14 protein-coding genes are annotated in these 13,805 nt (G+C 64.8%); 8 read left to right on the forward strand and 6 right to left on the reverse strand.

Annotation, left to right across the window (positions count from 1 at the left end):
- Window positions 1-218 precede the first annotated feature (218 nt).
- Complete coding sequence (locus FFS21_RS30475) at window positions 219-542, forward strand: thioredoxin family protein (protein ID WP_137928398.1); 324 nt, start codon at window positions 219-221, stop codon at window positions 540-542.
- Here FFS21_RS30475 and FFS21_RS30480 read toward each other — a convergent pair.
- Window positions 539-1,012 carry an Lrp/AsnC family transcriptional regulator gene (locus FFS21_RS30480; protein WP_137928399.1) on the reverse strand — a complete coding sequence of 158 codons (474 nt, stop codon included), beginning with the start codon at window positions 1,010-1,012 and terminating at the stop codon, window positions 539-541. The two genes, FFS21_RS30475 and FFS21_RS30480, sit on opposite strands and share 4 nt — an antisense overlap.
- 204 nt (window positions 1,013-1,216) lie before the next feature.
- Between FFS21_RS30480 and hppD the strand changes: the two genes are divergently transcribed.
- The 3 genes from hppD (at window position 1,217) to FFS21_RS30495 (ending at window position 5,123) form a co-directional block, all read left to right on the forward strand.
- Window positions 1,217-2,290, forward strand: coding sequence for a 4-hydroxyphenylpyruvate dioxygenase (gene hppD / locus FFS21_RS30485; RefSeq protein ID WP_137928400.1), 1,074 nt, complete (start codon window positions 1,217-1,219; stop codon window positions 2,288-2,290).
- Between the two features lie 187 nt (window positions 2,291-2,477).
- Window positions 2,478-3,866, forward strand: coding sequence for an amino acid permease (locus tag FFS21_RS30490; RefSeq protein WP_137928401.1), 1,389 nt, complete (start codon window positions 2,478-2,480; stop codon window positions 3,864-3,866).
- A gap of 60 nt (window positions 3,867-3,926) precedes the next feature.
- Window positions 3,927-5,123, forward strand: coding sequence for an amino acid aminotransferase (locus FFS21_RS30495; RefSeq protein ID WP_137928402.1), 1,197 nt, complete (start codon window positions 3,927-3,929; stop codon window positions 5,121-5,123).
- Window positions 5,124-5,259: 136 nt separating this feature from the next.
- Here FFS21_RS30495 and FFS21_RS30500 read toward each other — a convergent pair whose 3' ends face one another.
- Genes FFS21_RS30500 through FFS21_RS30510 form a run of 3 tightly spaced genes read right to left on the reverse strand, consistent with a single transcriptional unit; the run spans window position 5,260 to window position 8,207 of the window.
- Complete coding sequence (locus tag FFS21_RS30500) at window positions 5,260-5,916, reverse strand: response regulator transcription factor (RefSeq protein WP_137928403.1); 657 nt, start codon at window positions 5,914-5,916, stop codon at window positions 5,260-5,262.
- Complete coding sequence (locus FFS21_RS30505; RefSeq protein WP_237380451.1) at window positions 5,913-7,760, reverse strand: PAS domain-containing sensor histidine kinase; 1,848 nt, start codon at window positions 7,758-7,760, stop codon at window positions 5,913-5,915. The genes FFS21_RS30500 and FFS21_RS30505 overlap by 4 nt, the downstream gene beginning before the upstream one ends.
- Window positions 7,761-7,805: 45 nt before the next feature.
- Window positions 7,806-8,207, reverse strand: a complete 402-nt coding sequence (locus FFS21_RS30510) for a response regulator transcription factor (RefSeq protein ID WP_137928404.1) — start codon at window positions 8,205-8,207, stop codon at window positions 7,806-7,808.
- Window positions 8,208-8,483: 276 nt separating this feature from the next.
- On the opposite strand from FFS21_RS30510, the gene FFS21_RS30515 reads away from it, so the two are divergent.
- Entirely contained in the window at window positions 8,484-8,714 is a 231-nt protein-coding gene (locus FFS21_RS30515) for a hypothetical protein (RefSeq protein ID WP_137928405.1), read from the forward strand.
- Window positions 8,696-10,207, forward strand: coding sequence for an MFS transporter (locus tag FFS21_RS30520; protein ID WP_137928406.1), 1,512 nt, complete (start codon window positions 8,696-8,698; stop codon window positions 10,205-10,207). The genes FFS21_RS30515 and FFS21_RS30520 overlap by 19 nt, the downstream gene beginning before the upstream one ends.
- Window positions 10,208-10,238: 31 nt before the next feature.
- Here the strand turns inward: FFS21_RS30520 and FFS21_RS30525 are convergent, their stop codons facing one another.
- Together FFS21_RS30525 and FFS21_RS30530 are read right to left on the reverse strand one after the other, a co-directional pair.
- Window positions 10,239-11,447, reverse strand: a complete 1,209-nt coding sequence (locus FFS21_RS30525; RefSeq protein WP_137928407.1) for an HlyD family secretion protein — start codon at window positions 11,445-11,447, stop codon at window positions 10,239-10,241.
- Complete coding sequence (locus tag FFS21_RS30530; RefSeq protein ID WP_171020529.1) at window positions 11,444-12,928, reverse strand: efflux transporter outer membrane subunit; 1,485 nt, start codon at window positions 12,926-12,928, stop codon at window positions 11,444-11,446. Before FFS21_RS30530 ends, FFS21_RS30525 begins: the two co-directional genes overlap by 4 nt.
- A gap of 475 nt (window positions 12,929-13,403) precedes the next feature.
- Here FFS21_RS30530 and FFS21_RS32170 point away from each other — a divergent pair, with 475 nt between their 5' ends.
- Both FFS21_RS32170 and FFS21_RS32175 read left to right on the forward strand, forming a co-directional pair.
- Window positions 13,404-13,544 (forward strand): hypothetical protein, encoded by a 141-nt coding sequence (locus tag FFS21_RS32170; RefSeq protein WP_160473505.1) that lies wholly within the window; start codon window positions 13,404-13,406, stop codon window positions 13,542-13,544.
- Entirely contained in the window at window positions 13,541-13,687 is a 147-nt protein-coding gene (locus FFS21_RS32175; protein ID WP_160473504.1) for a hypothetical protein, read from the forward strand. Before FFS21_RS32170 ends, FFS21_RS32175 begins: the two co-directional genes overlap by 4 nt.
- Window positions 13,688-13,805: the final 118 nt, after the last annotated feature.

A 13,805-nucleotide genomic window follows, 5' to 3' on the forward strand; every position in this document is an offset into this window, starting at 1 on the left:
GACACTTCCTTCCACGGCATGGCAGGTCTCCCAAAAGACACTGCCAGCCAGTCTAGATGTGTTACCCATGTCTCCGAACAGGTGTTACCTATGTGTCCGGGCTATACACCGCTATGGCGGGAGAGGGGAGCGCATAGCTGCCGGCGGGTGGTTTTACGTTGCGCGCACGCTTTCGCCACCACTGGCAAAATGCCCCAAAACACCCAAGGACCCACCCCATGCCCATGACCACCACCTTCGCCGCCACCGAACCCAAGCGTGCCGACATCGATTCCCGTCCCGGTTCGCTCGTCATTGAATTCGGCACGCCGTGGTGCGGTTTCTGCCAACGCGCGCAGCCGTTGATCGAAACCGCATTCCGCGAGCATGGCGACCTCGATCACATCAAGGTGGAAGATGGCAGTGGACGTCCGCTTGGCCGCTCGTTCCGCGTGAAGCTCTGGCCCACGCTGATCTTCATGCGCGATGGTCAGGAAGTGGCGCGGCTTGTACGCCCGGAGTCGGCCAGTGACATCGCCGATGCCATGGCGAAACTCGGCTAGATATCCAGCGGCATCGCACTCGTGCATTTGATTTCGTCGAGGCACACGCTCGACTTCACGCCGCTCACGCCGGGGATGCGCATCAACGTATCGAGCAAAAAGTCTGACAGCGACTTCAGATCCTTCGCTACTACCTTCAGCACGTAGTCGATATCGCCGGTCACGGAGAAACACTCCTGGATCTGCGCGAGCTCCGCCACCAGTCCCTTGAACTTGGACAGGTCGCGAATATGGCCGCGCTCCATCGTCACGTGGATGAACGCCGTCACGCCAAACCCCAGCGCCGCGCTATCGAGCCGGGCCTCGTAGCGCTTGATGATGCCGCTTTCCTCCAGGCGGCGATGACGTCGCAATGTCTGGGCCGGCGACAGGTTGATCGCCTCGGCCAGTTCCAGATTGGACACACGGCCATGTTCCTGCAGCATGCCAAGCAAGCGCCGGTCGGTGCGGTCGAGGTCGTTTTGCTGCATTTTCATTTCCTGAGGAGTGAGTGCGGCGAAATTTTATCTCACATCCAAGGGTTTCCCTGCGGCCTTTACGAAATCCTATTTAGCGCGGCGAGTTCTACAATTTCTCCACGTTGCAGCGCGCCGCAAGCGTCGCCCAAAGCACCTGAGAAAGCCGCCTGGCTTTACTACGATTTCACCCCACACTCGCCCCCGAGCGCACCGACCATGGCCGATCTCTTTGAAAACCCGATGCAACTGCAAGGCTTCGAGTTCGTCGAATTCGCCTCGCCCACGCCCAATGTGCTGGAGCCGTTGTTCGAAAAGATGGGCTTCACCCTCGTGGCCCGCCACCGCTCCAAGGACGTGCTGCTGTTCCGCCAGGGTGACATCAATTTCATCGTCAACAACGAGCCGCACAGCGAAGCCGCCTATTTCGCCGCCGAGCACGGCCCGAGCGCCTGCGGCATGGCTTTCCGCGTGAAGGATTCGCACAAGGCGTACAACCGCGCGCTCATGCTCGGCGCCCAGCCGATCGAGATCGCCACCGGTCCGATGGAACTGCGCCTGCCGGCCATCAAGGGCATTGGCGGCGCGCCGCTGTACCTGATCGACCGTTTCGAAGACGGCAAGTCGATCTATGACATCGACTTCGAATTCATCGAAGGCGTGGACCGCCGTCCCAAGGGTCACGGCCTCAAGCTCGTGGATCACCTGACGCACAACGTCTACCGTGGTCGCATGGCGTACTGGGCGAACTTCTACGAACGCCTGTTCAACTTCCGCGAGATCCGCTACTTCGACATCCAGGGCGAGTACACCGGCCTGACCTCCAAGGCGATGACCGCGCCGGACGGCATGATCCGCATTCCGCTGAACGAGGAATCGTCGAAGGGTGCCGGCCAGATCGAAGAATTCCTGATGGCGTTCAATGGCGAAGGCATCCAGCACATCGCCTTCCTGGTGGACGACCTGATCGAAGTCATCGACAGCCTGCAACTGTCGGGCGTGGAACTGATGACCGCGCCGAACGACTACTACTACGAGGCACTGGACACCCGCCTGCCCGGCCACAACCAGCCGGTGGATCAACTCAAGGCGCGCGGCATCCTGGTGGATGGCACCACCGAGAACGGCAAGCCCCGTCTGCTGCTGCAGATTTTCTCGAAAGGTGTGCTCGGCCCCGTGTTCTTCGAGTTCATCCAGCGCGCCGGTGACGATGGCTTCGGCGAAGGCAACTTCAAGGCGCTGTTCGAGTCACTCGAACGCGACCAGATCGAACGCGGCACGCTGAAAGTGTGACGCCGGCGCCCGGATTCCCGTCCGGGTCGCCCTAAACCCCTGCTTTTCCAACCGTGTACCGGTATCCTCTCGGGCTGCCGGCGCGGACCCCTGCGCGCCGGCGCTACCCGCGTCGGCGTTTTTTTCAAGCGCCCGTTGATAGAGGCGCGCGCCATTCCACAAGAATGGGTAGAGGAAAGACAACTCCATGCATGCAACCGACAGCCAGGGCACGCTCCAGCGTGGCCTGAAGAATCGCCACATCCAATTGATTGCGCTCGGTGGCGCCATCGGCACCGGCCTCTTTCTCGGCATCGGCCCCGCCATCAAGCTTGCAGGCCCTTCTGTCCTGCTCGGCTACGCCCTCGCCGGCATCGTCGCCTTCTTCATCATGCGCCAGCTGGGCGAGATGGTCGTCGATGAACCCGTGGCCGGATCGTTCAGCCACTTCGCCAACAAGTATTGCGGCCACTTCGCCGGCTTCATGTCTGGCTGGAACTACTGGGTGCTCTACATCCTGGTCAGCATGGCCGAACTGTCGGCCGTGGGTCTCTATGTCCAGTACTGGTGGCCCGATGTCCCCACATGGGTCTCGGCGCTGGGCTTCTTCGTGATCATCAACGCCATCAACCTTGCCAGCGTGAAATCGTTCGGCGAGATGGAGTTCTGGTTCTCGATCATCAAGGTCGTGGCCATCGTGGGCATGATCGTCTTCGGCGCCTACCTGCTGGCCTCCGGCGGCGCAGGTCCTGAAGCCGGCGTGGCCAACCTGTGGCAGCACAACGGCTTCTTCCCCAATGGACTGGGCGGCATGGTGATGGCGATGGCCGTGATCATGTTCTCCTTCGGCGGACTCGAACTGGTGGGCATTACCGCCGCCGAGGCCGACAACCCGAGCCAGAGCATTCCCAAGGCCACCAACCAGGTGATCTATCGCATCCTGATTTTCTACGTGGGTGCACTGGCCGTGCTGCTGTCGCTCTATCCGTGGCAGAAGGTGGTCACCGGCGGCAGCCCGTTCGTGCTGATCTTCCACGCGCTGAACAGCGATATCGTGGCAACCGTGCTGAACGTGGTGGTGCTCACCGCTGCACTGTCGGTCTATAACAGTGGCGTCTACTGCAACAGCCGCATGCTGCTGGGCCTGGCGCAACAGGGCAACGCCCCGCGCGCCCTGCTGAAAGTAAACCGTCGTGGCATTCCGCTGGCTGCACTGGCTGTGTCCGCCATTGCCACCGGTTTCTGCGTACTGGTCAACTACCTGATGCCCGGCGAAGCATTCGAGCTGCTGATGGGTCTGGTGGTATCGGCACTCATCATCAACTGGGCGATGATCAGCATCATTCACCTGATGTTCCGCCGCGCCAAGCGCAAGGCTGGCGAGACCACGTCGTTCCGCAGCCTCGGCTATCCGCTGACCAACTACCTGACGCTGGCGTTCCTGGCCGGCATCCTGGTGGTGATGTTCATGACGCCGGGCCTGCGCCTGTCTGTGTATCTGATCCCTGTCTGGCTGGCCGTACTTGGCGTAAGCTATCGCCTCCGGCAAAAGAACGCCGGCGCGGCCCTGCCCGTCGCCAGCGCCCAGATCCAGTGATCCGGCGCGGGCGGCATCGCATCGAAGCCGCCCGCCCCCCTGAACCAGAAGAAGCCTCCCATGTTCGAACACATCGAGTCATTCCCCGGCGACCCCATCCTCTCGCTGAACGAAGATTTCCAGCAAGATCCGCGCACCAGCAAGGTCAACCTCAGCATCGGCATCTACTTCGACGATCAAGGCCGCCTGCCCGTGATGCAGGCCGTGGCCGAAGCCGAAGCCGCACTGCTGGCCGACATGGGTCCGCGCCCTTACCTGCCGATGGCTGGCATGGCCGCATACCGCCAGGCCGTGCAGGCGCTGGTGTTTGGCGAAGACAGCGCCGCGCGCGCCGAAGGCCGCATCGCCACGCTGCAGACGCTGGGTGGCTCGGGCGCGCTGCGCGTGGGTGCCGATTTCCTGCGCCGCTACTTCCCCACGGCCAAGATGTGGATCAGCGACCCGAGCTGGGAGAACCATCGCGTGGTCTTCGAGCGCGCCGGGTTCAAAGTGGAAAGCTATCCGTACTACGACGCTGAAACCGGCGGCCTGAAGTTCGACGCGATGCTCGCGGCTATCGAAGCCATTCCGCAGGGCGACGTGGTACTGCTGCATGCCTGCTGCCACAACCCGACCGGCGTGGATCTGAACGAAGACCAGTGGCGCCAGGTGATCGGCGTACTGAAGGCGCGCAAGCTGCTGCCGTTCGTCGACATGGCCTACCAGGGCTTTGGCACCGGCCTCGATGACGACGCCTTCGCCGTGCGTGAACTGGCGCGCCAGAACGTGCCTGCACTGGTGGCGAACTCGTTCTCGAAGAATTTCTCGCTGTATGGCGAACGCTGCGGCGGCCTGAGCGTGATCTGCCAGAGCGCCGACGAAGCCAGCCGCGTGCTGGGCCAACTCACGGGCGCCGTGCGCGCCAACTACAGCAACCCGCCGACGCACGGCGCCCGCGTGGTGGCGCGTGTGCTGACCACCCCGGCACTGCGCAAGAGCTGGGAAGAAGAACTGGCCGCGATGTGCCAGCGCATCGCCCGCATGCGCCAGGCCATCCACGACCAACTGCGTGAACATGTGAGCGGCGAGAAGCTGTCGCGCTACGTGAAGCAGCGCGGCATGTTCACGTACACGGGGCTCTCGGCCGAGCAAGTCGATCGCCTGCGCAACGAACACGGCGTCTACATCCTGCGCTCGGGCCGCATGTGCGTGGCCGGCTTGAATGACAGCAATGTGGGAGTGGTGGCGAATGCGATTGGGGTTGTGCTGAAGGGCTGATCGGTCTGGTGTGGATTTGAAGGACAAAAGCCACCCTGCGGGGTGGCTTTTTTGTTTGTGTTGCTGCTACCTGTCGCTATGCGCTCTCCTCTCCCGCTTGCGGGAGAGGAGAGTAAAAACAATGGCGGAATCCGCCTTACTTCCCCCCATTCGTCGCCGATTCCACAATCCCCAGCGCTTCCGCCTTCAGCACGAAATCCGCGAGCGACCTGGCGCCCATTTTCTTCATGCCTTGTGCGCGGTGGATCTTGACGGTGATCTCGCTGAGGTCCAGTTCGGCGGCGATCTGCTTGTTCAGCAGGCCGCGGGCCACGTAGCCCATGACTTCCTTCTCGCGTGGCGTCAGTTCGGCGTAGCGCACGCGGAGGTCCGATTCGGTGCGGTCCAGCTCGCGTCGGGCTGCATCGCGGGCCAGGGCGCTTTCCACGGCGTCGAGCATGTCCTGGTCGCGGAAGGGCTTGGCGAGGAAATCCATGGCGCCGGCCTTCATGGCCTTGACCGACATCGCGATATCGCCGTGCGCGGTCATGAAGATGATCGGAATCTGCATCTTGCTGGCGGCGAACTGTTCCTGCACGGCCAGGCCGCTCTGGCCCTTGAGGCGCACGTCGAGAATCAGGCAGCTGGGCACGTCCTGCATGGGCGCGGCCAGGAAGTCCGTAGCCGATGCGTAGGCCTCCACCTGGTAGCCGACTGAGCGCAGCAGCATCATCACGGCCTTGCGCATCGACTCGTCGTCATCGACCACGTAGACCATGGAGGGCCCGTTATCGGTTGAGACTGCTGAATTCATGATTCCCCTTCCCTCCGGAGCGGCAGTTCCACATGGAAGCTGGCCCCGGGATTGCCCGAGGTGGCCCAGATCTGGCCGCCATGCGCTTCCACGATGGACCTGCATATCGACAACCCCATGCCCACCCCGTCTTTTTTTGTTGTATGAAAAGCCCGGAAAATGCGCTCGGCATCGCCGTCCGCAAACCCTGGGCCGGTGTCGCTGACCACGATCCGGACATGCGATGCATCGGCCAGCAAGGTACTCACCCGCAGCACGCGCCGTTCGCTGCCCGCTTCGGACATGGCCTGCATGGCGTTGACCAGCAGATTCACCATGACTTGCTGCAACTGCACCGGATCGCCCGGAACGACCCACGCCTCCTCCGGCAACTGTACATCGAGCTGCACCTGGTGCGTGGCACACTCGCGCGCCAGCAGCGACAGGGCTTCGCGCACGAGCGCGTTGACCTGTACCGCCGCCCATTGCGGCTCACGCTTCTGCGCCATGCCGCGAATCTGCTTGATGATCTCGGACGCCCGCTGCGCGTCGCGGATCATCTGCTCCACGGATTGCCTGGCTTCCGGCACGTCGGGGTCGGGCCGATCCATCCACCGCAGCGCCGAATCCCCGCACGTCACGATGGCCGCAATCGGCTGCGTCACTTCGTGGGCCATCGTTGTCGCCAGCCCGCCAAGTGTAGTCAGTCTCGACACATGTGCCAACTCCGTCAGTGATCGTTGCAGCGCCTCTTGTGCGGCCACGGCTGCCGTGATGTCCATGACCGCGCCCACGTACTCCGTCCGCTGGCCGGGCCGTTCGTTGATCCGCGCCACGAAATGCACGTGCTTGACCTCGCCGTCGGGCATCAGCAGGCGGTGCTTGCCGTCGATGTGGGGCTCGCCCCGGCGGATCGCGGCGTCCATGCCCTTCACAACGTCCATGTCGTCCGGATGCGTGCGCGCCAACACACGTTCGAAACGGGGGATTTCCTCCGTGCCGTAGCCGAGGATGCGGAATGCCTCGTCCGACCAGTTCATCTCGGTGGAATCGCGAAACCGCTGGATACTGCCGGTCTTGCTCAGGCGCTGGGCGTCGGCCAGAAAGGCTTCGTTGCGCGCCAGCTCCATCTCCGCACGGCGCCTTTCGGTGATGTCGTTGTTCGTGGCCATCAACGCGATGGCACGCCCCTGGCTGTCGCGCCACAACGCGATACGGCTCGCCACGATCAGGCCGTGTCCATCGCGATGGCGGCGTTCCACCTCGCCCTCCCAGCGGCCCTGGCGGGACAGCATCTCGTAGACCACATCGTGTGGCTGCGGAAAACGCGAATCGGTCAGGGTGTGGAAATCCGTGCCAACCGCCATGTCGGCGGGCCAGCCATACAGTATCTCGGCGCCGCGGTTCCAGAACGTGACCACGCCATGCATGTCATAGATCACGATGGCGTCGTGCGACAAGTTGAGCAGTTCGATCTGCTCGCGCATGCGGCGGTCCGTGCGAAGGTGCCGCATGGACAGCGCCGTGGCCGCGGCAATCGCCAGCAGGCTCACCAGGCAGCGCCCCAGCGCGCCCATCGTACTGGCCGGTTCATGCGTCAGCACGAACGCCGCCAGCGTCAACACCACGCACGCCAGGCTGGCGATCACGGTCAGCCTGGCCGAACCCGACACCGCCACCAGTTGCACCACCAGCACGTACAGCACGGCCACCGCCACCTGGTAGTGCGTAAAGGCATCGAACGAAAACACCGCCAGCGCAATGACCACGGCCAGCACCAGCATCCAGCGAAAGGTGGCGGCCGGATCGGGCACGACGGAGGCGCCGAACGGGAGCGGTGAGGCGGAATGAAGGAAATCCGGCATGCGGCGCGTGCTCAGGCTGGTCAGGCAGATCGGAAGACCGCCACGCTAGGCGCGGGGCGGCTGGGAAGCATCGGCACCCACGGCATGTGCGGCGACGGCATCCAGGTGTCGCTGGATTTCGGCGCCATTCACGGGCTTGCAGAGGAAGGCCAGAGCGCCGGCGCGCAGCGCCTCGCGCCGGATGGATTCGGTACAGAAAGCCGTGATGAAGATCACGGGTACGGTACTGCCCTGCGCCTTCAGCAGGCGCAGCATTTCGATCCCGCTCATCTCCGGCATCTGCACGTCCGAGACGATGCACGTCACGGACGTGGCATCGGCGGCAAGAAACGCTTTGGCGCACGGGTAGGTATGCACTTCCCACCCCAGCGATCGAACCAGTCGGGAAGTGGCAGTGCGGATGGATTCGTCGTCATCGACAATCGCGACGACCTGTTTCGTAGCCAAGCTGGCACCTCACTTCAATCTCATGGCGCTCATGTTAGCGAGTCGGGACAGCCATTAACACTATGCCTTCGTATAGTGAATCCGCCGGATACGAAAAGGACGGCAAACCGCCGCTTTCCCTTGTACGGCTTGGCTTACGGCGTGCTTTCAGCGCCCCTCTGCACAGGTCCGTGCGGTTGCGAAAACGGCGTCCATACCGCGAAAAGACCGCTTCACGCGCACGCATAGGCTCAAGCTTCCCTCCACCCTTCCTGCTGCACGGCACAGGAGATCGTCATGAAAACCACACTCGTTCGCACTGCCCGCGTCCTGCTGGCTGCTACCTGCCTCATCGGGGGCGCCGCCCATGCCGCCGACGACCCGGCCACCAGCCCGTTTGCTGCCGATCGCTATGACTACAGCGTGTTCCCGCCGGCCTCTGCAAACGCCAGCGCCAAGGCTTCGGTCAAACCGGCCCGCCCCGTGCACTGCCCCGCTGCCGCGACCGCATGCCAGCCGTCCCGCTGAGTGCGCTGCCGCGCGTCACGCATGGTGGCGTGGCGCTGATGGGACTGGCCCTGGGATGCGCCACCGGTGTCGACTTCGTCGCCACGGCCATCCTGGCCACTGCCGCCGTGCAGATCCGGGCGGGTGTCTACGCCACGCCCGACGAATTTCTCTGGTGCTTCACCGCCTATGCCGCCGCCGCCATCGTCGCCAACCTGATGTTGCGCCGGCTGGCCGAATACCTCAGCTATCGCGGCGTGTCGATCGCCGGCCTGTGGATCGCCATCGCCGGCAGCCTGCTTTGCGCCGCCTCGAACAACATTACCCAGCTTTCGCTGGCGCTTGCCGTACAGGGACTTGGCGCCGGCGGGCTGTTTGCTGCAGCGCGCACGCTGATCCAGCTCATCGCCACGCCCACCGAGCGCCCGCGCCTGCTGTGGCCCTTTGTGGTCGGCGCGCTGGGCATGCTGGCTGCCGCCCCATGGGTCACGGCCGTCCTGATGCTCGATGCCGGATGGCGCACGATCTTCGTGGTGCAGGCCATCGCCTCGGCCGCCACGCTGCTGCTGGTCTCGGTCACCTACCCGCACCGCGTGACGCCGCCGCGCGCGCCTGACCTCGACACGCTCGCCGCCATGGACTGGCTCACCGTGATCCTGCTCGGTGCCGGGGCACTGGCACTGGTGCATGGCCTGGCCGATCTCCGGCTATACACGGCGTCGGATGCACTCGACGTGGTGGCCTGGCCGCTGGCCGGCGCCGCGCTGATGGTGCTGGCCTTCATCCGCCTGCACCTGCGTCCCGATCCCTGGCTGAACACCCACCGGCTCGGCGGCAAGCGCTACCTCGTCGGGCTGGCCTTCTTCGCCATCTATTCGTTCACCGCCGGCCTGTGGAACTACCTGATGCCGATCCTGATGCAGCTCGGCCTCGGGTTTCCGTTCGAGACCACGGGCATGATCACCACCATCAGCAGCGCGTTCGGCATGGTCGCCGCCGTGCTGTTCGTGCTGTACGGCGGCAAGCTGCCGGGCACGCGCCGCTATCTCGCGCTGGGCTACGTGATGATCGCGGTAGCGGCATGGCTGCTGGCCACGCGCATCATGTCGGACCTGTCGATGGACCGCATGCTGCAGGCGCTGGTGTTGCAGAGTGTGGCCGTACCGTTCGCCCTGGTGCTGGTGGCCAAGCTCTCGTTCATGGAAACGTCGCTCGACGATTTCTCGCACACCTACCAGTTCAAGAACATCGTGCGGCAAGTGGCGTCGGCGGCGGGCACGGGCACGGCGGCGCAATGCCTGCAGTACGGCGAGGCCGTGGCACGCACGCATCTTGTGGGACGCATCGATCCCTACCTGGCCTATCACCTGCCGCCTGGCCTGACGCTGGTCAGCCTCTCGCAGGAAATCGACCAGCAGGCCGTGCTGCTGGCGGGGTCGAACCTGCTGGCCATCGTGGCGCCGGCCTGCCTGCTCGTGGCAGGTTTTGCGGCGTGGCAGCGCTGGCTGCGCTGAAACGCCGCATTCGCGACGCTCTTCCCCTCCGTCAAAGATTGGCCGCGATGATCCGGGCGATGCTCGCATCGGCATCGCGGCCCACCGCCGCGTAGACATCCGTGGATAGCGGCGTCACCGTTGGCAGCTTGCCGAGCGAGGCGCCGCCGTGATCGTGCACATCCACCGTGGCCCGCATCGACAAGCCCAGCCGCAGCGGATGCGCGGCCAGTTCGGCGGGGTCCAGCGCGATGCGCACCGGCAGGCGCTGCACCACCTTGATCCAGTTGCCCGTGGCGTTCTGCGCCGGCAGCACCGAGAACGCGGCACCGGTGCCGGCCGAGAAGCCTGCCACCTTGCCGCTGTACTGCACGTGCGAGCCGTAGAAGTCCGAATAGAGCGTGACGGGCTGGCCCACGCGCATATCGGCCATCTGGTTTTCCTTGAAGTTCGCGTCCACCCAGATCTGGTTCAGCGGCACCACGCCCATCAGCGGCTCGCCGGGTGCCACGCGCTGGCCCACTTGCACCGCTCGCCGCGCCACGAACCCCGTGACCGGGGCCGGCAACGTGGAGCGGGCATGGGTCAGGTAGGCCGCGCGATAGAGCGCGGCGGCCTTCATCACCTCGGGGTGCGCGGCCACGGTGGAGTGGTCGGTCAATGCCTGGTTCGATACCAGCCGTTCCTGCGCCGCGCGCAACGCCGACTGTGCCGCCTTGAGGGTGGACTGCGCATGATCGACATCTTCCTTCGATACGGCGCCGGTCCCATCGACCGACATCCGCCTGCGCAGATCGTCACGGGCGTTCTCCATATTGGCGACGCGCTGGGCGATATCCGCCTGCAGCGTGCCATTGTTGGCGTACAGCGTGCGCACCTGCCGCACGGTCTCCGCCAGTTGCGCGGCGGCCTGCTGCAGCGCCACCTCGCTATCGGTCGGATCGAGTCCGATCAGTTGACCGCCCTGCGTGACTCGCTGCGTGTCGTCCGCCGCGATCGACACCACGGTGCCGGGCACCAGCGAGGTCACCTGCACGATGTTGCCTCCCACATAGGCGTCGTCGGTGGACGCCTGGAAGCGGCCATCGTCGACCCACCACGTGGCCGAGGCGATGCCTGCGCCGGCGACCAGCGCTGCCACGGCAATCAGGCGGCGGCGCGGGACGGCACGAGGATTGGCGGCCACCTCGGCGGGTGCGGGCGTGGCCGGAGGAGCGGCCGGAGGAACGGACGGCGGATTGGGGGAAGTCTGTGCGGTCATGGTGTATTGGCCGATGCCGGTTCGTTGAGCGATGCCACGGGCGGATGTCCTTCGTAGCCGCCGCCGAGCGTCCAGATCAGTCGGAATTGAAGATCGAGCCGCTGGCCCTGCAATTGCGCCACGTCACGGCGCCGGGCCAGCAATTCGGACTGCGCGGCGAGTACCGCCAGTTGGTTGACGAGTCCGGCCTGCCAGCGGCGGGCGGCGAGCTGGTAAGCGTGATCGGCCAGTTGCAGCGCCTGTTGCCGCTGGGCGATCTCGGTTGCCGTGGACTGCAGGCCATCCACGGTGTCGGCGGTGTCGCGCAGCGCCTGTGTCAGTGTCTGGTTGTAGTCGGCCACTGCGGCGTCGTAGGCGGCATAGCGGCCGTGCAGATCCGCGCGCAGCCGGCCGCCTTCGAACACGGGCAGGTGCAGCGATGGGCCGAAGGCAAACGCGCGGCTCGCACCGAGCAGGAAATCGGCGGGAGTGATGGTGGTGAGGCCCGCCATGGCGTTGAGCGTGACATCGGGCAGGAACGCGGTGCGCGCCACCTCGATGTCCTTCGAGGCCGCCTCCACGCGCCAGCGGGCTGCCACCAGGTCCGGACGGCGGGACAGCAGGCCGATATGGGCATCGTCGGGCAGCCTGGCCACGGGCTGGCTGGCCGACATCGACAAAAGCACGGGCCGCGCGATGGCGAGCCCACGGTCGGGACCCTTGCCTAGCAAGGCGGCGATCTGGTGGCGGGCCACGGCGATGTCGTCGTCCAGGCGGGTCAGGTCGGCCTCGGCACCGGCCAGGTCGGCGTCCTGCAGCGTCGTGCCGACCTGCGTATCGAGCCCCGCCACAAGCCGCTCCCGGCCCAGCGTGGCCAACTCCCGCCGCTGGTCGATAGTCTGCGTGGTGACATCGCGCAAGGCGTACAGCGTGGCCAGCCGGGTATAGACGCGGGCCACGCCGGTGGTCAGCACCAGCTTTGCCGACTCGGCTTCCGCCTCGGCCTCGCTCACGCCGGACAGTGCGGCCTGCAGCTCGGCACGATGGCGCCCCCAGAAATCCAGGTCATACGAGAGTGCGCCAGACAGTTGCGCCTGATCCACCCATCGCCCTGCCAGCGGCGTGCCGCGCAGCGTATCGGTCTCGGAAATCCGCTCGCGGGTGAACCCGCCCTGGATGCCGATCTCCGGATACAGACCGCTGCGCGCGCCATCCGCCAGCGCACGCGCCGACGCCAGGCGCGCCAATGCGGCCTGCAGCGTGGGGCTGCCCGCCACCGCCTCCCGCGTCAGCGCACCCAGTTGGGGATCGCCGAACTGGTCTGCCCAGTCCTGCGCCGGCCACTGGCCGTGCATGGCCGGCAGGCTATGCGCCGTGCCGGATACGGCCGCGAGGTGCCGAGTGGGTCGCGCATCGCCGAATCCGGCACAGCCGGCAAGCGCCCCCAAGGTCAATGCAACGGCGGCGAGCGAGGCGCACCGCACTTCCAGAACGCCACGCATGGCTGCCCCATCCGAAGGTTTCGATGGACGGATAGTGGCGTGTAGCCACGCTTTACGTGATCGTGTTTGCAGACATTGTGTCGGGATTGCACGGCAAGCCTGCCGGGGCGCTTGTTTCGTTTGTTTGCGCCCCTCTGCTTGCTCTTTTCTCCCTCTCCCGCCCGGTTTGCTCCCCTCTCCCGCAAGCGGGAGAGGGGAGCAAACCAAAGGGGAGAAAACCGGGAGGTACGAGCAAACCCACTCCCCGGCACAAGAAACCCACCCGGAAAGCCCTAGGTCTTTCCTGAAAGAACCATCCTCATCCCTCCCCGCCTTATCCATCCGCCCATCCGTCACCTACGAAAAGGTGAGTGCGATTTGGCAAACCTATACCAACGTTTAACCCTACCTCATCCACTCGCCAATTGAGACCACCCATGGGCGGCTCCTACGATTCATCCCAGCCAGACACCGACTCGCCGAGGAGCCAGCCAGCATGAAATCCCGTCTCTTTCCCATCTCGATACTGTCCATCGCCGCCGTCGTGGCGATTGGACTGGCCGGTGCGGGTGTGTACCGGATGTGGGCGCAGGCCATTGCTCCTGTCCACCATGCCACCCAGGAGCACAACCAATGAGCCCACGCACCGCCGAGACCGATGTGCACCATGACAGTGCCCTCGACGAACGGGAAAGCCTGATGCTGATGTACGGCTGGATCGTGCTGGCCGTCATGAACCTGATCCTCATTGCCGTGGCGTTCCTTCGCTACGCCGCCTGACCCCCCTCTTACGGATATACGGAACGCCACGGCAATGAGGATCAGGTTCATGACGGCCAGCACGATCCAGCCGTACATCAGCATCAGGCTTTCCCGTTCGTCGAGGGCACTGTCATGG

The organism is Cupriavidus sp. 2SB, from assembly GCF_005503625.1.
GTDB lineage: Bacteria > Pseudomonadota > Gammaproteobacteria > Burkholderiales > Burkholderiaceae > Cupriavidus.